The sequence below is a fragment of the Streptomyces sp. NPDC014907 genome (assembly GCF_055562975.1).
The window spans coordinates 885,777-912,074 of record NZ_JBVHEG010000001.1; the positions used below are offsets into that span (position 1 = coordinate 885,777).

Consider the following 26,298-nt stretch of genomic DNA (forward strand, 5'->3'; position numbering starts at 1 on the left):
GGTGAACGAACGTTATCCCCAGCATCCCGCAAGCTGCTGTTTCGCGGTGGCGACAGAGGGGGAAATCACACGTGGGACATGTTCGCTCCGCGCCGTCCCCCGCTTCCGGGCCCTCCTCCTGGGCCCACCAGCCGCAAGCGGGGCCGGTCGCGAAGGGAGCCGCGACGTGGCCGTCGTGTCTCCGCACCGCCGTCCGCGCGGTGCGGGGAACGCGGTACACCGGCGTTCCGTCCGGCCCCGCGCCCGTCCGGGAGGCCGGTCATGGAGTTCACCAGGGTCACGGCGGAGCTGGGCAGGGTCACGGCGGAGTTCACCAGGGCCACCGCCCTGATGAAGGCCACCGCGCTGGAATGCGCGATCCTCACCGGTCACCTCGTCCTGTACCCCACCGGGATCGTGGCCGAGCGCCTCTCCCCCGCCGCCGCGCCCGTCCCCCCGGCGGACATCAAGGGGAACCGCCGCCCCGTCGTCCTCCTGCACGGCTTCGCCGACAACCGCTCCGTCTTCGTCCTGCTGCGCCGGTCCCTGGTCCGGCACGGCCGTGACGGGGTCGAGTCGCTCAACTACTCGCCGCTCACCTGCGACCTGCGGACCGCCGCCGTCCTCCTGGGCCGCAGGGTGGAGGAGATCCGCGCCCGTACGGGACACGAGGAGATCGACCTCGTGGGCCACAGCCTGGGCGGCCTGATCGCCCGTTATTACGTACAGCGCCTCGGTGGTGACAGCCGGGTGCGCACCCTGGTCACGCTCGGCACCCCGCACTCCGGCACCACGGTGGCCCGGCTCGCCGACGCGCACCCGCTGGTGCGGCAGATGCGCCCCGGTTCGGAGGTCCTGCGGGAACTCGCCGGGCCCGCGCCGGGCTGCCGGACCAGGTTCGTGAGCTTCTGGAGCGACCTCGACCGGGTGATGGTGCCGGTGGAGACCGCGCGCCTCGACCACCCGGACCTGTGCGCGCACAACGTGCGCGTCAGCGGCATCGGCCATCTCGCGCTGCCCGTGCATCCGACGGTGGCCGCCGGGGTCCGCGAGGCGCTCGACGCCGGCGGAACCGACGCCCCGGCCGGGCGGGAGGAGGAGCCGGGCGCGTCCTCCGTCGCCTGACCGCGCGACACCCCCGTTCGAACTTTTCTCGAACACAAGGCCAAGGCTCTCCCCGCGAGCTGGTGAAACACGACCGATTGCCCGTTTCCTGCGGGTGCAAACCCCTCCGAAGATTGTCCGCCGCGCATACCGCCGGGTACAGTCGCGCCACTGCTTACCCCCGGGACACCCCTCGTCGGGCCCGCCCCGGACTGGTCCTGCTGCCGAGGCGAGAGAGACGTTGGTGAACGACCAGCACCCCCACGCCGGGTACGTCGGAGACGGCACCCACACCACTGGCAGCTTCGCCGTAGACCCGCTGTTCGGCGCCTACCCCGACAGCCACGCCGACCACGGCGGCCAGTGGGACCCTGGTCCGCACACCGGCGCGTACGGCACGACGGAGCAGTACGACACCGGGCAGTACGACACGACCGGACAGTGGGACGCGACCGGCCAGTGGGACGCCACGGGGCAGTGGAACACCGCCGCCCACGACGCGACCGGCTCGTACGCGACCGCCACCGCGTCGTACGACACCACCGGCCAGTGGGACGCCTCCGCCTGGACCGAGGCCCAGCACACCGGGCAGTACGAGACCGTCCACTCCGGCGGGTACGCCGCCCAGGGCACGTACGGCCACGAGACCTACACCACCACCGGCCAGTGGGCCGCCCCCGCCTTCGCGACCGAGACCGGCGCCTACGACGCCACCGCGTGGAACCAGGCGGCCCCGGAGCCCGAGCCGGCCGTCCCCCACCAGTACACCCCGCAGGCCGAGGACCACACCGGGCATCCGGTCGAGCACACCTCCGAGTTCGACTTCGCGTACGCTCCCGAGCCGGACGAGTACACCGGCCTCCCCGCCGGCGGAACCCCGGAGACCGGCGGGACCGCGGAGACCGACGCCGAAGACCGCGCCGGGGACGACGAGACCGACACGCCCGGCGAAGACCTCCGCGCCGAGAACTCCCACGACGGCCCCGCCGCCGGACTCCGTACCGCGCCGCCCGTCGCGGGCCGCCCCGCGCGCCGCTCCTCCGCGGGAGGCCGCAGCCGCCGCCGCACGCCCGCCAAGCGGTCCGCGCTGCTGACCGTCGCCGTCCCCTCCGCCTGCGTCGTGGGAGCCGCCGGCATCGCCGCCGCCTCCGTCGGAGGCCTCGCCGGCCCCGGAACGGAAGGCGAGCAGAAGGACGCCACGACCACGCTCGCCGCCGCCGACTCCGCCCCGGCCGAGCCCGTCGCCGTCAACGAAGCCCTCGACACCCAGCTCGCCGCGCTCAGCGAGGACGTCCGCGACTTCGGCGCCCGTGCCAGCCGCACCCAGGAGCGCATCGACCTCCGGGTCCGCCAGGCGGCCGACAAGAAGAAGCGCGAGGAGGAAGCGGCCCGCAAGGAGGCGCTGCGCCCCAAGTACGCGCTGCCGGTGACGCTCCACCGGCTCAGCGCGCGGTTCGGCCAGGCGGGCCTCAACTGGATGTCCGTGCACACCGGCATCGACTTCCCCGTGTTCGGCGGCACGCCCGTGATGGCCGCGACGGACGGCACCGTCCGCACCCAGCTGAACAGCGCCTACGGCAACATGGTGATCGTGACCGCCCCCGACGGCACCGAGACCTGGTACTGCCACCTCAGCAGCGCCAAGATCCGCTCCGGCCACGTGAAGGCCGGCGACGTCATCGCGTACTCGGGTGACTCCGGCAACTCCACCGGCCCGCACCTCCACTTCGAGGTCCGGCCGAAGGGCGGTTACGCGATCGACCCGCTGGCCTGGTTCCGCAGCCACGGCCTCGACCCGACCGCCGGCTGAACCCACCGCCCTTTCCCGCGCACGGGAATGGGGGAGGGCCCCGGCTCCGGCCGGGGCCCTCCCCCATTCCCGTGCGTGCGTCCTACAGCTTCTCGACCGGGGCGTACCGCAGCAGCAGCCGCTTCGGCTTCTCGTCGCCGAAGTCGACCGTCGCCTGGGCGTCCGCGCCCGCGCCGGTCACCGCCATGACCGTGCCGAGCCCGAACTGGTCGTGCGTGACCCGGTCCCCCACCTGGAGCGAGATCACCGGCTTCTCACCGGCGCGCCGGGTCGCGAAGCCGGAGGGACCGGAACGCGAACGGGACGAGGAGAGCGAGGAGGTGATCCCCGAGGTCGGCCCCGCGGGCTTCACCATCGGCCCCGTCCGCTTCCACTCCAGGTGCGCGGGCGGAATCTCCTCCAGGAAGCGGGACGCCGGGTTGTACGAGGGCTGGCCCCAGGCGCTGCGCATCGCCGAGCGGGTCAGGTAGAGCCGCTCGCGGGCGCGCGTGATGCCCACGTAGGCGAGGCGGCGCTCCTCCTCCAGCTCCTTGGTCTGGCCGAGGGCGCGCATGTGCGGGAAGACGCCGTCCTCCATGCCCGTGAGGAACACCACCGGGAATTCCAGGCCCTTGGCGGTGTGCAGGGTCATCAGGGTGATGACGCCCCTGCCCTCCTCGTCCTCGTCGGGGATCTGGTCGGAGTCGGCGACGAGGGCGACCTGCTCCAGGAACTCCGCGAGGGTCGCGGGCTCCTCACCGCGCTCCTGCTCGAACTCCAGGGCGACGGCGGCGAGTTCCTGGAGGTTCTCGATGCGGGTCTCGTCCTGCGGGTCGGTCGAGGCCTGGAGTTCGGCGAGGTAACCGGTCCGCTCCAGGACGGCCTCCAGGACGACGGCGGGGCCGGCGCCGGACTCCACCACGGTGCGCAGTTCGTCCATGAGCGCGTTGAAGCGCTTGACGGCGTTCGCGGAACGCGCGGCCATGCCGTACGCCTCGTCCACCCTCCTGAGCGCCTGCGGGAAGGTGATCCTCTCCCGGAGCGAGAGGGCGTCGATCATCGCCTCGGCGCGCTCGCCGATGCCCCGCTTGGGGACGTTGAGGATGCGGCGCAGCGGGACGTTGTCCTCGGGGTTCGCGAGGACGCGCAGGTACGCGAGGACGTCCCGGACCTCCTTGCGCTCGTAGAAGCGCACACCGCCGACGACCTTGTAGGGCAGTCCGACGCGGATGAAGATCTCCTCGAAGACACGGGACTGGGCGTTGGTCCGGTAGAAGACGGCGACGTCCCCGGCCTTCGCCTCGCCCGCGTCCGTGAGCCGGTCGATCTCGTCGGCGACGAACTGGGCCTCGTCGTGCTCGGTGTCCGCGACGTAGCCGGTGATCCGCGCGCCCGCGCCCGCGTTCGTCCACAGGTTCTTGGGGCGGCGGGACTCGTTGCGCTCGATGACGGCGTTGGCGGCCGAGAGGATCGTCTGCGTGGAGCGGTAGTTCTGCTCCAGGAGGATCGTCGTCGCGTCCGGGTAGTCCTCCTCGAACTGGAGGATGTTGCGGATGGTCGCACCGCGGAAGGCGTAGATCGACTGGTCGGCGTCGCCGACGACGCACAGCTCGGCCGGGCCGAGGTCGTCGTAGCCGGTCCCCACCAGCTCCCGCACGAGGGTGTACTGGGCGTGGTTGGTGTCCTGGTACTCGTCGACGAGGACGTGGCGGAAGCGGCGGCGGTAGTGCTCGGCGACGTCGGGAAACGCCTGGAGCAGGTGGACCGTCGTCATGATGATGTCGTCGAAGTCCAGGGCGTTGGCCTCGCGCAGCCGCGCCTGGTACATCCGGTACGCCTCGGCGAGCGTCTTCTCGAAGCCGTCGACGGCCTGGTCGGCGAAGGTCTCCTCGTCGATCAGCTCGTTCTTGAGGTTCGAGATCTTGGCGCTGAAGGACTTCGGTGGGAACTTCTTCGGGTCGAGGTCCAGATCGCGGCAGACCAGCGCCATCAGGCGCTTGGAATCGGCGGCGTCGTAGATCGAGAAGGAGGAGGTGAAGCCGAGCCTCTTCGACTCGCGGCGCAGGATGCGGACGCAGGCGCTGTGGAAGGTCATGACCCACATCGCGTTCGCCCGCGGGCCGACGAGCTGCTCGACGCGCTCCTTCATCTCCCCGGCGGCCTTGTTCGTGAAGGTGATCGCCAGTATCTGGCCGGGGTGCACGTGCCGCGTGCCCAGGAGGTGGGCGATGCGGTGGGTGAGCACCCGCGTCTTGCCGGAACCGGCGCCGGCGACGATGAGCAGCGGGGAGCCGGTGTGGACGACGGCGGCGCGCTGCTGCTCGTTCAGCCCCTCCAGGAGCGCGGCGGCGTCCACGACGGGACGCGGGGCGCCGTCGCGGTAGTGGGTGTCCCGGGCGGGCGGGGGCGCGTCGAAGCGCCCTCCGAAGAGGTCGTGCGGGACCTCCTCCGGAGCCGGGGAGCCGTGCTCGTCGTCCTCGGGGGGCGGCGGGGGCTCCTCCGGGGAGTGGTTCTGGAGGCCGGCCAGGAAGCTGTCGTCAAAGAGGCTGCTCATCGCCTCACGAGTCTAGGACGCCGCACCGACATCCGGGCCCGCCTTCGGAAGCCGCCTTCGCCCCGGGGCTGCGGAACGGGTCACATCCCGGGGACGCAGGCGGCGTGGAACCGGGGGCCGGGACGGGGCGGGGCGGGGCGGGGCGGGGCGGGGAGAGGTTCCGGAGCGGGGTCAGGGCCGGGATCGGAATTGGGGCGGGGGCGGGGGCAGGGGTGGGGATCGGGACGGGGCCGGAACCGGGATCAGGGCGGGACGGGGTCCCGGACCGGAGCGAGGTCCGCACCGGACCGGGGCCGGGTCAGGTCCAGAGGGTCGCGATGAAGATGTTCGCCACGGTCAGGGCGCCGACGGTGGCGAAGAGCCCCTTGTCGACCTTCTCCTCGTCCCGCTTGACGTAGACCAGCGCGAGGATCACGACGAGCACCGCCAGCTTGATGCCGATCTTGAGGTTGTTCACGGTGTGGTCGTCGGCCTGGTTGAGGCCGACGAGCGCGACGCCGGTGACCAGCATGGTCAGCGCGCCGTGCAGCATCGCGGGGCTGAAACGGGCCGTACCCGCGCCCATCGCCTTCATCTGGGTGAGGAAACCGCCCAGGAGGGAGGCGATACCGATGATGTGCAGGGCGACGAAGACATTGATGAGTACGTCCATGGGGCGGAGCCTAACCGGGCCCCCGGGACCGTCCTTCGGCCGGGTCCGGCTCCCCCGCGCCGCGTCCGGACGGCCGGCCGGACGTCTTCCGATCCGCTCCCTGTCCGGCTTGTCGTCCGCCCCTCCGCTCCGCTCGCTGTTCGGCCCGTTCCCCGCTCCGTCACCCGGCGAAAGAGAACGATCTCCGGCCTGTCAACTGAAGCCAATAACGGTCAACCAGCCGTCCGGGCGTAACCCCGGGCCTAGCGTCCTCTCCCAGGTGGCCGGCTCCCCACCGCCGCCGGTCTTCCGGCGGTCGTCGGTCACCCCCGCCGAAAACCGGCGGCGGTCCGTCTTCCCTGTGCGGACCGCCGCCGGCCCGGCGGCCACCGTTCCCCAGGGAAAGAGGATGTGAACCGCCCTCGTGGCAGCGCACCGCAAAGCCAGGCAGTCCCTCTTCGGCGGTCAGGCGGTCCGCACCGCCGCCACCCTCGCCCTCGCCTCCGCGGCGACGGCGACGCTCTTCGAAGGGTCCGGACACGCGGACCCCCGGCCCACCGCCGCCCAGGTCAGGGCGAAGGTCGACCGGCTCTACGAAGAGGCCGAGGTCGCGACCGAGCGGTACAACGGGGCGAAGGAGAAGGCGGACCGGGCCCGCGCGGCCTTCGACCGGCTGCGCGACGAGGCCGCCCGCAGGACCCAGCGGCTCAACACGGCGCGGGAGGCCCTGGGTGCCGTGGCCGCCGCCCAGTACCGCTCCGGAGGTCTCGACCCCGCCGTACAGCTCGCCCTCACCTCCGATCCCGACCAGTACCTGGAGCGGGCCGCGCTCGCCGAGAAGGCCGGGGAACGGCAGGCGGCCGCGATCCGGGCCGTGCGACACGAGCTCGGCGCGATCGGGCAGCTGCGCGACGAGTCGGCGGTCCGCCTGACCGCCCTGCGCGGGCACGAGACGGAGCTGCGGCGGCAGAAGGCGACCGTACTCGGCAAGCTGGAGGCGGCCAGGACCCTGCTGGCCCGCCTGACGGCCGAGGAACGGGCGCGGTACGAAGCGGCCGCCGCCGCCCGGAACGGCTCCGGCTCCGACGCCTCGGCGCGGACGGTCGCGTCCGGCTCCTCCGGCTCGTCCGGCGGTTCCGCCCCCGCGCGGGCCGACCGCTCGTCGGGCGCCGAACGACGCGGACCGGTGACCGCCCCGACCACCCGTGCCGCCCAGGCCATCTCCTTCGCCCGTGCCCAGCTCGGCAAACCGTACGTGTGGGGGGCGACGGGCCCCTCCGGGTACGACTGCTCGGGTCTCACCCAGGCGGCCTGGCGAGCGGCCGGCGTCTCCCTGCCCCGCACCACGTACACCCAGATCAACGCCGGCCGACGAGTCTCCCGCTCCCAGCTCGCCCCCGGTGACCTCGTCTTCTTCTATTCCGGGATCAGCCACGTCGGCCTCTACATCGGTGGCGGCCAGATGATCCACGCGCCCCGGCCGGGCGCCCCGATCCGGGTCGCCCCGATCGACGAGATGCCCTTCGCCGGGGCGACCCGGGTGGGCTGACCCGGGGAACGCCCGGGGAACGCCCTGTGGAGGCACCCCGGGGGCGGTTCAGGGCTGCCCCCGGGAGGAGCTGGTCCGGCCGGTCACCCCGGTCGGCCACCTTTACCAGTCACCCCCGGCCGGACGCCTCCATCGGGTCCCCGACCGGGCGGCGGTCTCAGACCAGGCGGCGGGCGGCGGCCCAGCGGGTCAGTTCGTGCCGGTTGGACAACTGGAGCTTCCGCAGGACCGCCGAGACGTGCGACTCGACCGTCTTCACCGAGATGTAGAGCTGTTTGGCGATCTCCTTGTACGCGTAGCCACGGGCGATCAACCGGAGCACCTCCCGTTCCCGCTGGGTGAGCCGGTCCAGGTCCTCGTCCACCGGGGGCGCGTCCGTCGAGGCGAAGGCGTCCAGGACGAAGCCGGCGAGCCGGGGGGAGAAGACGGCGTCACCCTCCTGGACCCGGAAGATCGAGTCGACGAGATCGGTGCCGGTGATCGTCTTGGTGACGTATCCGCGGGCCCCGCCCCGGATCACCCCGATCACGTCCTCGGCCGCGTCCGAGACCGACAGGGCAAGGAAGCGGACCGGGTCCTCGGCCGCGCCCAGCAGGTTCGCGCAGCGCCGCAGCACCTCGACCCCGCCGCCGCCCGGAAGGTGCACGTCGAGCAGAACGACCTCGGGGCGGGTCGCGGTGATGACCGTGACCGCCTGGTCGACGTCGGCCGCCTCGCCGACCACCTCGACGCCCGTGACCTCGGTCCGGCCGATCTCGGCCTGCACCCCGGTACGGAACATGCGGTGGTCGTCCACGAGCACCACCCGGACCCGGCGCCCACCGCCCGACGCCGCCCCCGCATCGGTTCCGGTCGTCGCTCCGGTCTCGTCGCTCATCCGTCCGCCCTCTCCATCTCGAGCTCCACTTCGGTGCCGCCGCCCTGCGGTGACCGCAACCGGGCCGTACCGCCGTTGCGCTGCATCCGGCCGATGATCGATTCTCGTACGCCCATCCGGTCCTCGGGCACGTCGTCCAGGTCGAATCCCGGCCCCCGGTCCCGCACCGAGACGAAGACCGTACGGCCGTCCACCTCGGCGAACACCTGCACCGCCCCGCCCTCGCCACCGTACTTGGCGGCGTTGACCATCGCCTCGCGCGCCGCCTGTATCTGTGCGACCAGTCCTTCGTCGAGGGGGCAGTCGCCGACGACGACCACCTCCAGCGGGACGCCGTGCTTGTCCTCGACCTCGGCCGCGGCCCTCTTCACCGCCTCCGCCAGGGTCTGGGGCTCTTCGGCCCCGCCCGTGCCCTCGGGTTTGTAGAGCCAGTTCCGCAGCTCCCGCTCCTGGGCCCGGGCGAGGCGGCGCACCTCGCCCGCGTCATCGGCGTTGCGCTGGATCAGGGTCAGGGTGTGCAGCACCGAGTCGTGGACGTGGGCCGCCACCTCGGCGCGTTCCTGGGCTCTGATGCGCATGGTCCGTTCCTCCGTGAGGTCCTGCGACATGCGGACCAGCCAGGGGCCGGCGAGCAGTGCTATGCCGGTGAGGACCGCGACGGCGGCGGTGAGGGCCGTACCGAGCTGGGCGACCGAGCCGCGGACCACCACGAAGACCGCGAGGCCCGTGCCGACCAGGGCGACGCCCACGAGACCGCGGGCGAGCTGGAAGGCCCGTCTGTGGGGTCCCGGGTCGGTCCAGCTGGCGCGGCGGGCGTTGTCCGCCTGACGCCAGAAGACGACGACGCCGACGCCGGTGAGGAGCAGGGGCCAGACGTACCGGCCGGTCTCGTTGTCGAAGCTGACGTTCCCCGCGACGACGGCCACGCCCGCGGCGAGGGCGATCAGGGCGAAGACCTGGCCGCGGTCGGGCTTGCGCAGTCTGCGGCGTCCGTCCGGGGTGGTTTCGAAGACGGGGCGCGGGGCGGCCCGCCCGCCGACGCCGAGCGGGACGACGATCCAGAAGACCGCGTAGAGCACGGCGCCGAGGCCGTCCGGCAGGGCCAGCACCGTGAACGCCGCGCGGACCCAGACGACCGGCAGGCCGAGGTGTCCCGCGAGGCCGCGCGCGACACCGCCGAGCCACCGTCCGTCGGCACTTCGGTAGAGCCTGCGCACGGGCGGTTCGTCGGTCTCGGTGACACGGGTGGATACGGGCATGCACCGATCGTCACACGTTCGGTCCGCGCCGGACATCAGGGTCCGCCCTGAGATCTCCCCCGGTACGGGCTCAGGGGTGTGGGGCTCCCGAATATCAGGGGCGGGCCAGGGTCGGCCCCGGTGCCGTACGGCGTCACGGGCCGTCACCATGGACGCATGACGAGTTCGATGCCTTCGCAGCACGAGGCCCCGCCGTCGGCGGAGGCCGGTCCCGCCGCGCCGCTGCGGCGGACGCGCGGAAGCAAGGTCGTGGGCGGAGTCTGCGGCGGTCTCGGCCGGCACTTCGACCTCGACCCGGTGATCTTCCGCGTCGTGGTCGCCGTGCTGGCGGTGACGGGCGGCCTCGGTCTGATCTTCTACGGTTTCGCCTGGCTGTTGATACCGCTCGCGGGCGAGGAGGAGAACGAGGGGCGCAGGCTGCTGACCGGCCGGGTCTCCGGCTCTTCCCTCGTGGCTCTGCTGATGGCGCTGACCGGCTGCGGGTTCTTCCTGTCGACGCTGCGCAGCGGGCCGATGCTGGGTTCCTCGCTGATGGTGGCCTTCGCGGTCTGCGGGGCGGCCGTCTGGTCGCGACGCAGGCAGACCGGCGTGGTGGAGACCGAGGGCAGGACGGACACGGCCGCCGCGCTCGCGGTGGCCGAGGCGCCGCCGGAGACGAAGGCTCCGCCGTTGGTCGAGTACACCTCGTGGTGGAAGGACCCGATCGTCAAGGACGGCTCGACGGGCAGGCTGGCCATCGGTTACCTGTGGGGTCCGCACGGTGTCCTGGACGAGAACGGAAAGGTCGACGGCGAGGTGCCGAAGCCGGGCAGTCAATGGGGTCCCGCGCTCCCGGTGCCCGGTCGTCCGACGCCTTCCGTCCGGCGGAGCCCACTCTCCATCGGCGGCCCCGTCTTCCTGCTCGCCCTGGTGGGGGGCGGTCTCGGAACGGGTCTGACCTGGGGGGCCGAGCCGCTGGGCACCAGTCTGCAGATCGGCCTGGCCGTCGCCCTCGCGGTGTTCGGCCTGGGGCTGGCCGTCAGCAGCTTCCTCGGCCGGACCGGGTTCGGCACGGTCTTCCTGACCGTGATCACGGCGGGCCTGCTCGCCCTGGCGACGGCGCTGCCCGACCGGATCACCACGGAGTGGGCGCGCGAGACGTGGACACCGGCCTCGGCCGCCGCCGTGCAGCCGCGCTACGAGCTGGGCGCCGGGGTGGGCACGCTCGACCTGTCACGGCTCCCGGTTCCCGCGGGCACGACGATCACCACCGGCGCCGAGGTGGGTGCCGGGCAGCTCAAGGTGATCGTCCCGGAGAACGCGGTCGTGAAGGTGCACGTCAAGGTGGCGCTGGGCGACCTCCAGCTGCCGGGACGGCCCGCCCACGACATCGACGTCACGCGGGACCGGGAAGAGACGCACACGCTCGCTCCGCCGGCCGGGACCGTCCCGGCGGGCACCCTGGACCTTTCGCTGGAGATCGCACTCGGACAGGTGGAGGTCACCCGTGCTGCTTCATGAGTTCCGCCCCGGCCGGCTCCTCGTCGGTCTCACCGCCCTCGCCCTGGCCGCCCTGTACGCGGGCGACGCCGCGGGGGCCTGGACGACGCCGTGGTACACGGTGGTCCCGGTGCTCTGCGGCGGTCTGGCTGCGGCCGCCCTCGCGACCTGGTTCGCCTATCGAATACGGCGCCGCTCGGCCAGGAGGCGGTCCAGTGAGAACACCGGCGCCCCGGCCAGCAGCAGCGGGAGCCAGGCCATCAGGTAGACGAGGTCGTTGCCGAGGTAGTACGGGTGCACCTGCCAGCTCACGGTCGTCCAGAGACTCAGGGAGATCAGCGCGCCGCCGAGCGCCGCCACCCGGGCGAAGAGGCCGAAGAGGGTCCCGATCCCGACGGCGAGTTCCCCGAAGGCGATGGCGTACCCGAAGCCGGCGGGGCTCTTGAGGGCGAGGTCGACGAGAGCGGGGAACGCGGAGCTGTCCCGGACCCCGCGCATGATCTCGCCGAGGGAGCCGTCACCGGTGGCGGCGAAGAAGGAGGAATCGGTGAGCTTGTCGAGCCCGGCGTAGAGGAACGTGACTCCGAGGAAGATCCGCAACGGAAGGAGGGCACAACGGGAGGCGGCCGCCTTCCAGCGCTCGCCGGGCCCGCCCACGGCGGCCTTGGTGCTCGTGCCGCCGCCGTCGCCGTCGTCCGCGCCCCGGGGCGGTTCGTCGGCCCGGCCCGTGTTTCCCGTCATCGTCGGTCACCTCTCCACACCCCGCGCGACTGTCCGGGACCGATTCTCCTCTCACCGCCGCCCCGGGGGCGCGGGGAGGGCGGCGGGCCGTTCAGTCCACAACGTCGATGGTGACCTTGTCGGTCTCCACACCCGCCGCCGTCACGACCGAGACCTCCACCCGGCCCGGTTCCACGTCCGCGGGGAGGGGGACGGTCAGCACGGTGTCGGTGGGGTTGGCGAAGCCGCCGGGGACCGGGACCAGGGGGACGTGGGCGTGGACGGAGCCGATGCGGACGACCAGGCGGGTCAGCGGTTCGGGGGCGTTCGCGCCCGGCGGGACGAAGCCCCGGCCTCGGATCTCGATGTCGTCCCCGGTGCGGATCGGGGCGTCGAGGTCACCCGCCTCCCGGGAGCGGACCACGGAGTGGATCGCGGGGCGGACGCCCCCGGTGCACTGCGCGGCGAGGTACCAGGCGGCGGAAACGCCGAGAAGGAGGACGAGGGTCCAGGGCACTGCGGGGAGCCGGGCGGGATCGTGGGCGAGTCCCACGGCCGCCGGGACCAGGACCGCGCCGGAGGCCAGGAGGTACTGGACGTCGGCGAGGGAGGCCCGGCCGCTGTCGTCGCAGAGCAGGTCGGCGGCGCGCGGGCGGTCGGCCCGCACCTTCTGGAGGCGGCCCGCCGCGATGCCGGCGGTGGTGACGGGGCGGATGACGACGACGACGGCCGCCGCCAGGGCGAGGGCGGTGAGCAGGCCGGCGCTCCGGGACAGGCCGAAGGCGGTCTCGGCCGGGGACCGCAGGAGCAGGAAGGTCGAGGAGAGGAGGGAGAAGCCGAGGAACAGGAGCCAGACGGCGGCGACGGCGTGGGGAGTGGAGAGCCTGTTGTCCTCGCCGATCAGGGGTGCGAGGAGGCCGCCGCGCGCCCGGTGGGCGTGAGCGGCGGCGCTGAGGAGGACGGCGAGGGTCAGGGCGGCGCAGAGAGCAGCCGTGCGGGTTCCGGTCCAGCCGGTCCCGATCGCGGTGAGGGACTGGCCGAGGAGAAGGGCGAGGACGGTGCCCCAGACGGCGGAGAGGCTTGCGCGCCGTACCCGGCCGAGCCAGGCGGTCCCGGCCTCCCGGCCGTGGTCGGCGACCGCGCGGGCGGTCTGGGCGAGTTCGTCGGAGACCCACTGGCGGGCGGCGACCGGCGAGTGGGCGACGGCGGCGGGGACGCCGTGACCGGTGGCGAGTTCGTCGCGCCGGGCGAGGAAGGCGGCGACGGCGCGCCGGTGGCCGGCCCGTCCGCAGTGGGCGCGGTCGGCGCAGGCCGTCACGCGGTCGCCGTACTGTCTCGCCTCTCGAACCGCCACGGTGGTCACTCCCCGAGCTCGCTCCATGACACGTTCCGTCGCGTCCCGAAGGGCCAACAAGCCGTTGGTTCCACGGAATTGTGCCGTACCGGGGGCTCTCGCACCTGCCGTCCGCGCTCCGCCGGGGAGTGATTGCCGAGTCGTCACATTGACGTACGGAAAGGTGAGGCGATGGTGTGACGACAGGGGTGCCGTCCGCGTCCGGCCGGGGCGACGGGACTCCCGGACGCGGCGAAGCCGCCCCCTCGTGCGGGTGGGCACGGGGCGACGGCTTCGGCGGCGGACGGAGGGGGAGGGGTTACTCCCACTCGATGGTGCCCGGAGGCTTGCTGGTGACGTCGAGGACGACGCGGTTCACGTCGGCGACCTCGTTGGTGATGCGGGTCGAGATCTTGGCGAGCACGTCGTAGGGCAGACGTGACCAGTCGGCCGTCATGGCGTCCTCGGAGGAGACGGGACGCAGCACGATCGGGTGGCCGTAGGTGCGGCCGTCGCCCTGGACGCCCACGGAGCGCACGTCGGCGAGCAGGACGACCGGGCACTGCCAGATGTCGCGGTCGAGGCCGGCGGCCGTCAGCTCCTCGCGGGCGATGGCGTCGGCCTCGCGGAGCAGGTCCAGGCGCTCCTTGGTGACCTCGCCGACGATGCGGATGCCGAGGCCGGGGCCGGGGAAGGGCTGGCGCTGGACGATCTCCTCGGGCAGGCCGAGTTCTTGGCCGACCATGCGGACCTCGTCCTTGAAGAGCTGGCGCAGCGGCTCGACGAGCTCGAACTCCAGGTCCTCGGGGAGGCCGCCCACGTTGTGGTGGGACTTGATGTTGGCGGTGCCGGTGCCGCCGCCGGACTCGACGATGTCCGGGTAGAGCGTGCCCTGGACGAGGAAGGCGACCTCTTCGCCGTCGGCGGCGCCCTCGGCGACGATCTCGGCCTGGGCCTGCTCGAAGACGCGGATGAACTCGCGGCCGATGATCTTCCGCTTGGTCTCCGGGTCGGAGACGCCGGCGAGGGCGGTGAGGAAGCGCTCCTGCGCGTCCACGACCTTCAGCTGCACGCCGGTGGCGGCCACGAAGTCCTTCTCGACCTGCTCGGTCTCGCCCTTGCGCATCAGACCGTGGTCGACGTACACGCAGGTGAGCTGCGAGCCGATGGCCTTCTGCACCAGGGCGGCGGCCACGGCGGAGTCGACGCCGCCGGAGAGGCCGCAGATGGCGCGCTTGGTGCCGACCTGGGCGCGGATGGCCGCGACCTGCTCCTCGATCACGTTGCCGGTGGTCCAGCTCGGCTCCAGGCCGGCGCCCCGGTAGAGGAAGTGCTCCAGGATCTGCTGGCCGTGCGTGGAGTGCAGCACCTCGGGGTGGTACTGGACGCCGTACAGCTTCTTCTCGTCGTTCTCGAAGGCGGCGACCGGCACGACGTCCGTGGAGGCGGTGACGGCGAAGCCCTCGGGGGCGGCGGAGCAGGCGTCGCCGTGCGACATCCACACCGACTGCTCGACGGGGGTGCCCTCGAAGAGGGTGGAACCGGCCTTGGAGACGTGCAGCGGGGTACGGCCGTACTCGCGGGCGCCGGTGTTGTCGACGGTGCCGCCGAGGGTCGTCGCCATCAGCTGGAAGCCGTAGCACATGCCGAAGACGGGGACGCCCGCCTCGAAGAGCGCGCGGTCGAGGCGGGGGGCGCCCTCCGCGTACACGGAGGACGGACCGCCGGAGAGGATGATCGCCTTCGGGTTCCTGGCCAGCATCTCGGCCACCGGCATGGTGGACGGGACGATCTCGCTGTAGACCCGGGCCTCACGGACGCGGCGGGCGATGAGCTGGGCGTACTGCGCGCCGAAGTCGACAACGAGGACTACGTCCGGGTTGGTGACGTCGGGCGCGGCAGCGGGGGTCGCTGATGACACTACGGCGGCCTTCCGGCGGTAGGAGGGAGTCCCTCGAAAGGGGTGCTGTTCAAGGGGTGCTATTTGTCGATTCTACCGGCGTGGCGGCCGGACCTTTCGTCTCACCGTCCGGACCCCGGTTGTCCCCGGCGTCACGGCGGGGTCCATACTGTCGCCATGCGTGAGCACTCGACCTTCGTCTTTACCTATGGCAACCGGCCCACCGGCTGCCATGGTCGTGCTGCTTGAGCAACTGACAAGCGACTTCCCAGGCGCCCCGGGCCGACAAGGCCCGGGGCGTTCTGCTTGTCTCCGGGCCCTGCCGCTCCGGGGCGACCGCCCCCGCGAGGAGCCCCATCATGACGACGCACACCGCCACCGCCGGAAAGACCACCGGAAACACCGCCGGCGACACCACCGGGACGACCCGCCCCGCAACGACCACCCCCGGAGCGGTCGCACCCGGGACGACCGTCCCTGGAAAGGCCGCCGCCGGGAAGACTCCCGCCGAGAGGACCGGCGCCCGCACCGACGAGGCGGTGACGCTGATCGGGGGCGCCCGGGAACGCATCGACGCCCTGGACGACCGGATCATCGGCCTCATCCAGGAGCGGATGGCCGTCTCGGCCGTCATCCAGGAGGCCCGGATCTCCTCCGGCGGCCGCCGGGTGAACCTCGCCCGCGAGATGGAGGTCCTCGGTCACTACCGGGACGCCCTGGGCAGGCCGGGCACGGCCCTCGCGATGACGGTGCTGGAGCTGTGCCGGGGACGCGTCTGAGGCGCGGGCCCCGGCACGGCCGGGCGGCTGCCCGCGCACGCGCCCCGGCACGGTGCGGCGCGGGCAGGCGCACCGGTGGGCGGGTGGGTGCCCGCATCTGAGTTCGGGCCCGCTCTCACCCGTACGGCGCGTGACCGGCTTCGAGGAGGCTTCGTTGGTCCGGATGTCCGTGCCAGCCAGGGGCGGGCCCGAAGAAAACCACGCGTGGCTTCGCTGGGGCGTGTGGCGTACCTCCGGTACGCCATGGGACCTCGCACCAGCGCGTGCGACCGGACGGCAGGGGACAGCGGTCCGGTCGCCAAGAAAGGGCGGTCGGTTCCGGGGACGCCCGGGACCGGCCGCAACCGGCACCTCCGGCCGCACCCCCGCGGTTCCGGCGCCGTGCGGAGCCGCCGGGTGCCGTACGGCACCCCGTCCCGTCCCCCTCGTCCCCTCCGCTCCCCCTGTCCCCTCCGCTCCCCCGCCTGTTCCCTCCGCCTCCCCCGTTCCTCCTCCCCCGCGGCGCGACCTCCCGGCGCCGCAGCGCTCGGCACCGCCGCTGCCCTGACACCGGTGCCGACCCCGAGGGCCCCGTGCCGCGACCGGAATCGCGCCGCGGGGCCCTCGCTCACGCCCGAAACGAATGTGACGCGCGTCACATGAATATTCCGCGCCTCCGCTACAACCCATCCCGGAGGCCACGGGTCATCTATGCGGCACCACCAAAAACTGGAAGGGCGCTGCACTCGGAGGGGGGTGCAGCGCCCTTTCGTACGCCCGGCCTTGCCTACGTACGCCCGGGCCGTCCCGCGCACGCCCGGACCTACGTACGCCCGGGCCACCATCCCGCGCACGCCCGGGCCGCCCCGCGTACATCCGGGCCGCCCCGCGTACGCCCGCACCGCCCCGGCGGGCCGCCGGGGCGGCGTGCGTCACGTCCGCTTGGGCGGGACCGCCGGCATTCCCAGGAACGGCAGCCGCAGGGCGCCGAACGCCTCGGCCGGGACCGCGGGGGACTTCGGTTCGACCGCCGCGATCCGTACGTACCCCTCGCCCTGCGCCGGGCGCGGGTCCTCCTCGCCCTTGTTGGGCCAGAAGGACATGGCCCGTTCCGCCTGTGCGGTGATCGTCAGGGACGGGTTCACGCCCAGGTTGGCGGAGACGGCCGCTCCGTCGACGACGGAGATCCCCGGGTGGCCGTAGAGCCGGTGGTACGGGTCGATGACGCCGGACGCGGCGTCGGCGCCGATCGGGCAGCCGCCCAGGAAGTGGGCGGTGAGCGGGGTGCCCATCAGTTCGCCGATGTTGGAGCCGGCGAAGCCGTTGATCTCCTCGGCGAGGAGGGTGGCGGCCTCGGTGGCCTCCGGGATCTGCACCGGGTTCGGCGCCCCGTGCCCCTGGCGGGCCGTGAGCAGGCCCTTTCCGATGCCGCCCGGCTTGCGGTAGGTGGTGAGGGAGTTGTCGAGGGACTGCATCACCAGGCCGATGATGGTCCGCTCCGACCACTTCCGGTTGGAGAGCGAGCGGGCGGCGAGCGCCGGGTGCCGGAGCAGGTTGAGGAACCACTTGCGCACCCGGTGGGCGCCGTAGGGCACCTGGAGGACGGTCAGGCTGCCCATGGAGTTGGAGCCCCTGCCGTACCGCACCGGTTCGATGTGGGTGTTCGCGTTCGGGTGCACGGACGAGGTGATGGCGACGCCCCGGGTGAAGTCGGCCTTCTCCGCGCCGTGCTTCTTCCGGTAGCGGCGGTCGGTGGTCTGCGCGCCGACCAGTCCTTCGGAGTTGGTGCGGGTGAGTTCGCCGAGCCGGCCCGAGATCCGGGGCAGCAGCCCGGTGTCCTTCATGCGGTGGAGCAGGGTCTGCGTGCCGTACGTGCCGGCCGCGATCACCACCCGGCGGGCCGTGAACGTCCGCCCCTTCCCCTTCCTGCGGTTGTCGGTGGGCAGGGTCCGCACCGCGAAGCCGCCCCGCGAGTCCTCGGTGACGGTGACGACGGTCGTCATGGGGTGGACGGTCGCGCCCGCCTTCTCGGCGAGGTACAGGTAGTTCTCGTTGAGGGTGTTCTTGGCGCCGTGCCGGCAGCCGGTCATGCACTCGCCGCACTCGGCGCAGGCGCGCCGGGACGGGCCCGCGCCGCCGAAGTACGGGTCGGGGACCTCTCCGCCCGGCTTCGCCCTCGCACGGCCGTCGGCGTCCTCGCCGTCCCCGAAGAAGACGCCGACGGGTGCCATGTGGAAGGTGTCGCCGATGCCCATCGCCTGCGCGGCCGACTTGAGGTGCACGTCGGAGGGGGTCATCGTCGGGTTGAGCCGGACGCCGAGCATCCGCCGGGCCTGGTCGTAGTACGGCCGCAGCTCGTCCTCCCAGTCCGTGATGTCCTTCCACTGCGGGTCCTCGAAGAACGCCTTGAGCGGTACGTAGAGGGTGTTGGCGTAGTTGAGGGAGCCGCCGCCCACGCCGGCGCCCGCGAGCACCATGACGTTGCCGAGGAGGTGGATGCGCTGGAGGCCGTAGAGGCCGAGGGCGGGGGCCCACAGGAAGTTCTTCAGGTCCCAGGAGTTCTTCGGCAGGGTCTCGCGGGTGAAGCGGCGGCCGGCCTCCAGGACACCGACCCGGTAGCCCTTCTCGGTGAGCCGGAGGGCGGTGACCGAACCGCCGAAGCCGGAGCCGACGACGAGGACGTCGTAGTCGTACGCGTCGTCCGCGTCGCTCGCTTCCTGATTCTGGGCAGGGGGTACCGCGGTCATGGCTCTCCTCGTGCGGAAAGGGGCGAAAGGATCGGGCGGCACGGGCGCCGGCACGGACCGCCGTGCCGGCGCGGACGCGGGGCCCGTGCCGGACGGGCCGGCGCGGGGTCAGCGCAGGCGCAGGGCCTTCATCACCTTCAGGGACGTGCTCATGAACGCGGCGTACTTCTCGTCGTCCATCCCGAAGGAGGGCGCGAGCGGGATCAGCCGCTGCTGGGCGACGGTCTGGGCCTCGGTGTACTTGAGGATGCCCTCCGAGCCGTGGCGGCGGCCGAGCCCGGAGTCCTTCATGCCGCCCATCGGGGACTGCACGCTGCCGTAGGCGGGGGCGTACCCCTCGTTGATGTTGACGGTGCCGGTGCGCAGCCGGGCCGCGACGGCGTGGCCCCGGCGCGAGTCCTTCGTCCAGACCGAGGAGTTCAGGCCGTACGGGGTGGCGTTGGCGAGTTCGACGACCTCGTCCTCGTCCGTGAAGCGGTAGACGGAGACGACCGGTCCGAAGGTCTCCTCGTGGCAGACGGTCATCGGGGCCTCGACGCCGTCGAGGATGGTCGGCTCGTAGAAGAGGGGGCCGACGTCGGGCCGGGCGACGCCGCCCGCGACGAGCTTGGCGCCCTTGGCGACGGCCTCCTCCACGTGCCGCTTGACCGTCTCCAGCTGCCGCTCCCCGACGAGGGAGCCCATGTCGGCCCCGTAGGCGAGGGAGGTGCCGAGCCGCATCGCCTTCGTGCGGGCGGCGAAGCGGGCGAGGAAGTCGTCCGCGACGGACTCGTGCACGTACAGGCGCTCGATGGAGATGCAGAGCTGTCCGGCGGAGGAGAAGCAGGCGCGGACGGCGCCGGCGGCGGCCTTCTCGACGTCGGCGTCCTCCAGGACGAGCATGGCGTTCTTGCCGCCGAGTTCGAGGGAGACGCCGACGAGGCGGGCGGCGGCCCCCTGCGCGACCTCGCGGCCGGTGCGGGTGGAGCCGGTGAAGGAGACGTAGTCGGCGTGGCGGACGACCTCGGGTCCGACGACGGGGCCCTCGCCCAGGACGACCTGGAAGACCTCGGCGGGCAGGCCGGCCTCGACGAGCAGGTCGCGGGCCCACAGCGCGGTGAGCGCGGTCTCGGTGTCGGGCTTCATCACGACGGCGTTGCCCGAGACGAAGGCGGGGAGGGCGTCGCCGACGGAGAGTTCGAGCGGGTAGTTCCAGGGCGCGATCTGGCCGACGACCCCGCGCGGCTGGCGCAGTTCGGTGACCTTGGTGAGGGTCGGCACGACGCCGGTGTGGTGGCGGGGGCGCAGGTAGGAGGAGGCCTTGCGGCCGTAGTGGCGGGCGGCGACGGCGACCGCCTGGATCTCCTCGTGGGCGTGCAGGCGCGCCTTGCCCGTCTCCAGCTGGATGAGGTCGAGGACCTCGGCCTGCCGCTGGAGGACGAGGTCGTGGAAGCGGAGGAGGACGGCGGCACGGGCCCTGACCGGGGTGGCGGCCCAGGCCGGCTGGGCGGCGCGGGCGCGGGCGAAGGCCTCGGCGACGTCCTCGGGGGTGGACTCGGGCAGGTCCGCCAGCTTCTCCCCGGTGAAGGGGGTGTGGTTGGCGGTCCGGCCGGAACCGACCACTCCCCGGGTGAGCCGGGCGACCACGTCGGGGGTCACGACGTCGGCGGCGGTCCGGGTGCCGGGGGGCACGGGCGCGACCGGGTTGGTCGCCCCGGCGGGGGCGGTCCCGGCCTGCGCGGCGGGGGCGTCGGGAACCGAAGGGGCGGCGGGGGCCTGCGAGTCCGTCATGAGGGCGAGCGTAAGCCGCCTTCCGCCCTTTGGGTACCCGTCGGTAACGCGTTTTCACCCAGGGCACACATCACGCCAGCGATCACTGGCACATAAGGCCTGATCAGCGGCTTACGGTCACCGGAGGACGGTCACGGAGATTTTCCGGCTTCAGCCGCCCGTCTCCTCCCCCGCCTGTTCTCCCGCTTCCCGCCAGTGCCGGAGGACGATGTCGAACTGCTTCCGGGTGGTCTCCCAGCTCGACTCCGGCGAGGACATGTAGAGGGCGTACTCGGTGCCGTCGTCGCCGTAGTACATCTGGTCGATCGCGCGCCGGGGCCCGGGGAAGGTCTTCTTCTCCGTCCAGGTGAACTCCCACAGGCAGGAGAGGGTCTGGTCCCGGTAGGTGGTCGGAAGGAGCTTGATCCGGGTGTAGTCCATGCGCTTCGTCAGGACGCGTTCCAGGTCCAGCGCGTGCATGTACGGGTTCTCGAAGTCTGGGCTGCGGTCGATGCTGATCCGGATGCGGTGGTTGCCGTTGTCCGGGGTGTAGTCGATCTGGTCGCCCTCCGTCTGGCGCTTCCAGCCGTCCGGGACGACGAGGCTGAAGCCCTCCGGGTCCTGGACGCGGTGCCAGCCGTCCGGGAGGCGGTTCTTCCCGGCCTTCCCGGTGGGGGGCGCGGTCGGGGCCGCGGTGCCGGTACCGGTCCCTCCGGTGGCGACCGTCCCTCCGGTGCCGCCGGCCTGGTTGTCGTCCGCCCGGTTCATGGTGACGAAGACGGCGCCGCCGGCGACGAGCCCGGCGAGCAGGGCCGCCAGGGCGGCGGTGCGCCACCGGCCGCGTCCGGACGGTCCGGCGGCCCCCGGTGGAACCGGGTGGGGCGGGTGGGGCGCACGGGGCGGCTGGGAGAACTGCGCGGCCCGGGAAGGCTGGACGTCCTGGGAGGGGTGCGCGGCCTGGGAGAGCTGTGCGGCCCGGGGCGGCCGGGGCCACTGCGCGGTGGAGCCGCGCGGCACGGCCCCCGCGCTTCCCGGGTCCGTCCGGTCCGTGCGGTCCTCCGCGGGCCCCCGGCCGTCGTCCCCGGCCGCCGCGTCCGTGTCCTCCCTGGCCACGCGCTGGGTCGGCACATAGGCCTGGGCCGCCTCCGGCGCGCGTCCCTCCATCGCTTCGAGCAGCATCCGCTCGGCCTCGTCCGCGCGCGGCCGCTGCGCGGGGTCCTTGCGCAGCAGGGCCACGATGACGGGGGCCAGCGGCCCCGCCTTCTCCGGGGGCGGCGGCTCCTCGGTCACCACGGCCTGCATGGTGCTGATCGGAGAGGTGCGGCGGAACGGCGAGGTGCCCTCCACCGCCGTGTAGAGCGTGGCGCCGAGCGACCAGAGGTCGGAGGCGGGCCCCGGATCGCTGCCCTTCACCCGTTCGGGCGCCAGGTAGTCGATGGAGCCGACGAGTTCGCCGGTCCGGGTGATCGTGGAGTCCCCCTCGATCGCCGCGATCCCGAAGTCGGTGATCAGGACGCGGCCGTCGCGCGCGAGCAGGACGTTGCCCGGCTTGACGTCCCGGTGCAGCACTCCGGCCGCGTGCGCGGCGCGCAGCGCGCCGAGGACGTGCAGCCCGATCCTGGCCGCCTCGCGGGGCTCGATCGGCCCCTTCTCCTTGGCGGCGTCGGCGAGCGAGGGCCCGTCGACGTACTGCATCACGATCCACGGCCGGTCGTCGTGCTCCAGGACGTCGTGGACGGTCACCACGCCCGGGTGCGTGATCCGCGCGGCCGCGCGCGCCTCCTTCTGCGTGCGGGCGTGCAGCACGAGGCGGTCGGCCTCGGCCACGAACCGTCCGGCCGTCAGCTCCTTCACCGCCACCACGCGGTGCAGCACCTCGTCGTGCGCGCGCCAGACCTTGCCCATGCCGCCGCGTCCGATGGACTCGCCCAGCCGGTAGCGCCCGGCGAGCAGCAGCCCGGACCCTGTGCTCTGTGAATGTTCCACTTGCCCCCGCCCGTTCCTTCTGGAGCCAGATTACGGAGGGGGGTGCGGGCGGCGGAACCTCGGGGCCGTCAAAGGAACAGCACTGTGACCGGCGGCCGGTGGGAATCCCCCGCCCCAACGGGGGCCCGGGACGCGCCTGTAGGGGTCGGGGCCGGGTGCCACGGAGGCCCGGAAGGGAGTCCCGTACGGGTCTGGAAGGGGGCCCCGTACGGGGCCGGGGAGGCAGACCCGTACGGGTGGGGTCCGGCCCATACGGGTTGGGGCCCGGCCCGTACGGGCCGGGCGGCCCCGGGGGAGTTCAGCGGGCCGGGCGGAACGCCTTCGTGGCCTCGTCGTGGATCTCGGAGACCTTGTCCCGCTCGGTGTACGGGCCGATGACCTGGACCACGTGGTACCGGCCGCCGTCGATCAGGGCGAGATTGCGGACGAACACCTCGCGGCCCGTGCCGTCCAGCCACCAGTAACTGCCGGTGGCCGTCGCCGTGCTGCCGATGTCGACCCGGCGGGTCCTCTCGGCGCCCGACCAGCTGGACGCCCGCCACGGCTCCAGTTCGCGCTCCTTGGCGTTCTGGTACGCCAGCGGGTCGGCGCCGTTGTCCTTGACGCTGTCGCGCCCCGGAACCACGATCATCGTGAAGCCGCCGCCCGTGTAGCGCACTTGCCCGGCGTCGTTGACCGGGCTGCGCCGCCAGCCGTTCGGCACCCCGATCCGGAACCCCTCCGGGTCCTGGCGCACGGTGTACCCGGCGGCGGGCGCGGGGGCGGAGGGGTCCGCCGGGGGCGGGGTCGTGGCCGGCGTGCCGGTCCGTCCGGTGCCGGACGGCGGGGCGCTCGCGGTGGGGCCGCCCGTACCGGCACCGCCCGTGGCGGACGCGGTGGCGCCCGGTCCCGGACGGTGCGCGGACGGGCCCGGCCCGGGTGCGTCCCCCTCGCGGGGCATGAAGAGGACGGCGTACGCGACGGCCCCGGCGAGCAGGAGGAAGACCAGGACCAGGAGCGCCCGGCCCAGGGAACGGGGCGACCCCGAGGCCCCGGAAGGGGTGCGCGGGGCGCGCGGGGGCCGGGGCGCACGCGGGGCGCGCTGCGGAAGCTCCTCGTGGTACCCCTCGTCGAACTCCTCGCGGACGTCGTCCGGTACGCGCGCGTACCCGGCCTCGCGGGCGGGCCCGTACGCGGCGGCGGACCCGTACGCGGAGGCGTGCGCGACCTCGGACGCGTAGTCGGTGCCGGACGCGTAGTCGGTGCCGGACGCGTACTCGGTGCCGGACGCGTACTCGGGCGCGGGCGCCCCGGTCGGGGGCGTGTACTCGGGGGCGTACGCGTGCTGCCGGACGGCCCCGTCGTCCCGCGCGGGCGCGTCCTCGTGCCGGTCCGCGGCGTGCGGGTCCCTGCCGCGTCTGTGGCGGCGGCGGGCCGCGCCCTCCCCCTTGGCCCCCTTGGTGCCCTTGGCCCCCTTGCGCCACCGGCGCACCAGTTCGCCGCGCCGGCGCACGATCGGCAGCCGCGCCCCGTCGGACGGCAGCGGTACGACGCCGAACCCGGCGTCCGGCTCGGGCGCCGAGCGGACGAGGGAGCGCAGCCAGCCGCGCAGCTCCTCGAAGTCGGGCCGCTCGGTGGGGTCCTGACGCAGCAGGGACTCCACGACCGGACGCAGGGGCCCGCACTCCTCGGCGAAGGCGGGCGGTTCGGCGCAGACCAGCTGGACCAGTTCGGCCGCGCTGTCCTCCGGGTAGGGGGCGTGGCCCTGGACGGCCCGGTAGAGGAGCGCGCCGAGCGCCCACAGGTCGGTGGCGGGTCCGATGGGCGGTGCCAGGCGCCAGTTCTCGTGCACGGGACCGGCCTGTTCGGGCGCCCAGCGCTCGGTGACGGCGCCGACGACCGCGATCCGGGTCTGCCGGGCCCGTTCGGCGGCGAGCCGCGTGGCCGGGCCCCGGTGCGCCTCGGCCGGCACGGACTCCCGCCGGGCCTCCGGGACGCCCGCGGCGACCGGAAGGCGCTCGGAGCCGGGGGCCGCCGTGTATCCGGCGGGCAGCGCCGGGCGTCCCGAACCGGGCAGCACCGGACCCCGCCCGGGAACGGGGCCGCCTCCGGCCGGTATCGGCCCGGAGCCGTCCCGCGCGCTGTGCGGGCCGTCGCTCCAGCTGCCGGTCAGCATCACGCGCGGCGGGCCCGTCCGCGGGCCGTCGCCGTACGGCTCGTCGCCGTCGATGCCGTCGATGCCGTCACCGTCGTCGCCGTCGTCGTCCTCGTTCTCCTCCGCCACCCGCGACCACCACTGGGGTTCGGGCGCGCCGACCGCCTGCGCCGTGGGCGGCGGGGGCGGTGCGGGCGGTTCCGGGGGCGCGGGGTGCCGAACGGGCAGCGCCCCGGTCTCGCCGAGCCGGGCGGCGGCCCGGGCACCGGCCCGGTAGGCCGCGATGGCCCCGGCCCGCGCGGCCCGTACGTCGGCGGTCGGCGGCGTCGCGGCGGGCCGCGCCCCGGCCGGGGGCGCCGTCGCCCGCCCGTAGGGGTCGACGCCGTAGACGTCGGGGGCGGGGGGCTCCGGAGAACCCTCGCGGGGGGTGCCGTCGGAATCGTCACCGGAGCCGGCATCGGGGCGGGTGCCGTCACCGGCGGGGACACCGGCTCCGGTGCCGTCGGTTCCGGTCTCCTCGGTTTCGCGCTCCGGGGTGCGGGCGGGCCCGTGCCACGCGCCGGCGCCGTCTCCCCCTCCCGGGCCCTCCTCGGACGGGCCGTCGCCGTCCGCCCCGCGGGGGACCACCTCGTACGCCCCGGAGCCGAACGTCTCGGGCCCAAGCGCCTCGGGCCCGTACGCCTCGGGTCCGTACGCCTCGGGCCCGTAGACGTCCGGGTGGTACTCCTCGGCGTCGTACTCCTTGGACACGTACACGGTGGCTCCGTACTCGTCCGCGTACGCGTACCGCCCGGACGCGTGTCCCTCCGGCCCGTACCGTCCGGACGGCGCGTGGTCCTCCACCCCGTACGGTTCCCCGGGCGCCTCGTGTTCCTCGTGCGCCTCGTGCGTCTCCGGGTGGTGCGTCTCCGCCCCGTACGCCGTCTCCGCCCCGTACTCCTCCGTCTCCTCCCCCTCGGAGGCCGGCCGGCCGAACCCGTACGCGTCGTCCGGCTCGGGCACCGGCACCGGGGCGTAGCCGCAGAGGGCCTCCTCCGCGGCGCCCACCGCGAGGCCCGTGAGCATCACCCGGCCGTCGTCGCAGACGAGCACGGTCCGGGAGGTGATGTTCCGGTGCACCCAGCCGTGGGCGTGGAGCGCGCGCAGGGCGGTGAGGACGTCGGCGCCGATCTCGGCCGCCCGGTACGGGTTGAGCGGCCGCCCGGCGAGGAGGGCGGCCAGCGGTCTCGCCGCCACGCGTTCGCTGACTATCCACAGCGACCCGGCTTCCGCGAAGACGTCGAAGACCTGGTCCAGTAAGGGGTGGTCGGGGATCTGCGCGGCGGCCTGGGCCGCCTCGACCGCCCGGCGCACGACGGGTTCGGCGGGCCTGCGGGTGGCCCGTCCCGTACTCCCGTAGGGGTCGGCGGGGCCGTCGTCGCCGTCGAGCACCTCGGCGTCCACGAACTCCGGCAGCGGCACCCGGCGGACCAGGACCTCCTGCCCGCTGTACGTGTCGAAGGCGTACGTCTCTGTCAGGTCGTCCCCGGCCGCGTCCGCGTCCGCCGACGGCAGCGGCAGACGGTAGCGGTCCGCGAGCACCCTTCCCGCGTAGTCGTCCACGACGCCTCCCCACGCGCGCTGTCCCCCGTGGACCTGCGGATACCCGGGATCGTGCGGGATCACGCCAGTCCGCCGGCTCCGGTCCGGTCAGGTCCGGGGCCGTACGGTCGACGGCTCTGTTCGACCGTGTACGGTCCCCGGTCCCTCA

General features: G+C 73.6%; 16 protein-coding genes. 5 read left to right on the plus strand and 11 right to left on the minus strand.

Annotated features, from left to right (window positions below; translation table 11 throughout):
- The first annotated feature begins 261 nt into the window (after nt 1-261).
- On the plus strand, nt 262-1,104 hold the full coding sequence (locus ACZ3IL_RS03960) for an esterase/lipase family protein (RefSeq protein WP_467386273.1): 843 nt from the start codon (nt 262-264) through the stop codon (nt 1,102-1,104).
- A gap of 223 nt (nt 1,105-1,327) precedes the next feature.
- Complete coding sequence (locus ACZ3IL_RS03965; protein ID WP_467386275.1) at nt 1,328-2,893, plus strand: M23 family metallopeptidase; 1,566 nt, start codon at nt 1,328-1,330, stop codon at nt 2,891-2,893.
- 82 nt (nt 2,894-2,975) lie between these two features.
- Here the strand turns inward: ACZ3IL_RS03965 and pcrA are convergent, their stop codons facing one another.
- Complete coding sequence (gene pcrA, locus ACZ3IL_RS03970) at nt 2,976-5,426, minus strand: DNA helicase PcrA (protein WP_467386277.1); 2,451 nt, start codon at nt 5,424-5,426, stop codon at nt 2,976-2,978.
- Between the two features lie 298 nt (nt 5,427-5,724).
- Entirely contained in the window at nt 5,725-6,078 is a 354-nt protein-coding gene (locus ACZ3IL_RS03975; RefSeq protein WP_467386279.1) for a hypothetical protein, read from the minus strand.
- Between the two features lie 403 nt (nt 6,079-6,481).
- Between ACZ3IL_RS03975 and ACZ3IL_RS03980 the strand changes: the two genes are divergently transcribed.
- Entirely contained in the window at nt 6,482-7,606 is a 1,125-nt protein-coding gene (locus tag ACZ3IL_RS03980) for a C40 family peptidase (RefSeq protein ID WP_467386281.1), read from the plus strand.
- A 157-nt stretch (nt 7,607-7,763) separates the two neighbouring features.
- On the opposite strand, the gene ACZ3IL_RS03985 is transcribed toward ACZ3IL_RS03980, so the two are convergent.
- Nucleotides 7,764-8,483: a LuxR C-terminal-related transcriptional regulator gene (locus ACZ3IL_RS03985; protein WP_467386283.1), complete on the minus strand. Its 720-nt coding sequence runs from the start codon at nt 8,481-8,483 to the stop codon at nt 7,764-7,766.
- Entirely contained in the window at nt 8,480-9,742 is a 1,263-nt protein-coding gene (locus ACZ3IL_RS03990; RefSeq protein ID WP_467386285.1) for a PspC domain-containing protein, read from the minus strand. The genes ACZ3IL_RS03985 and ACZ3IL_RS03990 overlap by 4 nt, the downstream gene beginning before the upstream one ends.
- A gap of 156 nt (nt 9,743-9,898) precedes the next feature.
- Here ACZ3IL_RS03990 and ACZ3IL_RS03995 point away from each other — a divergent pair, with 156 nt between their 5' ends.
- Nucleotides 9,899-11,242, plus strand: a complete 1,344-nt coding sequence (locus ACZ3IL_RS03995) for a PspC domain-containing protein (RefSeq protein ID WP_467386287.1) — start codon at nt 9,899-9,901, stop codon at nt 11,240-11,242.
- 156 nt (nt 11,243-11,398) lie between these two features.
- Here the strand turns inward: ACZ3IL_RS03995 and ACZ3IL_RS04000 are convergent, their stop codons facing one another.
- The 3 genes from ACZ3IL_RS04000 to guaA all read right to left on the minus strand — a co-directional run bounded on the left by ACZ3IL_RS04000 (nt 11,399) and on the right by guaA (nt 15,195).
- Nucleotides 11,399-11,962, minus strand: a complete 564-nt coding sequence (locus ACZ3IL_RS04000) for a DoxX family protein (protein WP_467386289.1) — start codon at nt 11,960-11,962, stop codon at nt 11,399-11,401.
- Between the two features lie 91 nt (nt 11,963-12,053).
- Entirely contained in the window at nt 12,054-13,295 is a 1,242-nt protein-coding gene (locus ACZ3IL_RS04005) for a hypothetical protein (RefSeq protein WP_467386809.1), read from the minus strand.
- A gap of 298 nt (nt 13,296-13,593) precedes the next feature.
- On the minus strand, nt 13,594-15,195 hold the full coding sequence (guaA, locus tag ACZ3IL_RS04010) for a glutamine-hydrolyzing GMP synthase (protein ID WP_467386291.1): 1,602 nt from the start codon (nt 15,193-15,195) through the stop codon (nt 13,594-13,596).
- Between the two features lie 338 nt (nt 15,196-15,533).
- Here guaA and ACZ3IL_RS04015 point away from each other — a divergent pair, with 338 nt between their 5' ends.
- Nucleotides 15,534-15,953, plus strand: coding sequence for a chorismate mutase (locus tag ACZ3IL_RS04015; protein WP_467386293.1), 420 nt, complete (start codon nt 15,534-15,536; stop codon nt 15,951-15,953).
- Nucleotides 15,954-16,864: 911 nt separating this feature from the next.
- Here the strand turns inward: ACZ3IL_RS04015 and ACZ3IL_RS04020 are convergent.
- The 4 genes from ACZ3IL_RS04020 to ACZ3IL_RS04035 all read right to left on the minus strand — a co-directional run bounded on the left by ACZ3IL_RS04020 (nt 16,865) and on the right by ACZ3IL_RS04035 (nt 26,150).
- Nucleotides 16,865-18,679, minus strand: a complete 1,815-nt coding sequence (locus tag ACZ3IL_RS04020) for a GMC oxidoreductase (RefSeq protein WP_467386295.1) — start codon at nt 18,677-18,679, stop codon at nt 16,865-16,867.
- A gap of 108 nt (nt 18,680-18,787) precedes the next feature.
- Nucleotides 18,788-20,449, minus strand: a complete 1,662-nt coding sequence (locus ACZ3IL_RS04025; RefSeq protein ID WP_467386297.1) for a succinic semialdehyde dehydrogenase — start codon at nt 20,447-20,449, stop codon at nt 18,788-18,790.
- Nucleotides 20,450-20,599: 150 nt separating this feature from the next.
- Entirely contained in the window at nt 20,600-22,414 is a 1,815-nt protein-coding gene (locus ACZ3IL_RS04030) for a serine/threonine-protein kinase (RefSeq protein WP_467386299.1), read from the minus strand.
- Nucleotides 22,415-22,712: 298 nt separating this feature from the next.
- Nucleotides 22,713-26,150, minus strand: a complete 3,438-nt coding sequence (locus ACZ3IL_RS04035; protein WP_467386301.1) for a protein kinase family protein — start codon at nt 26,148-26,150, stop codon at nt 22,713-22,715.
- Nucleotides 26,151-26,298 lie beyond the last annotated feature (148 nt).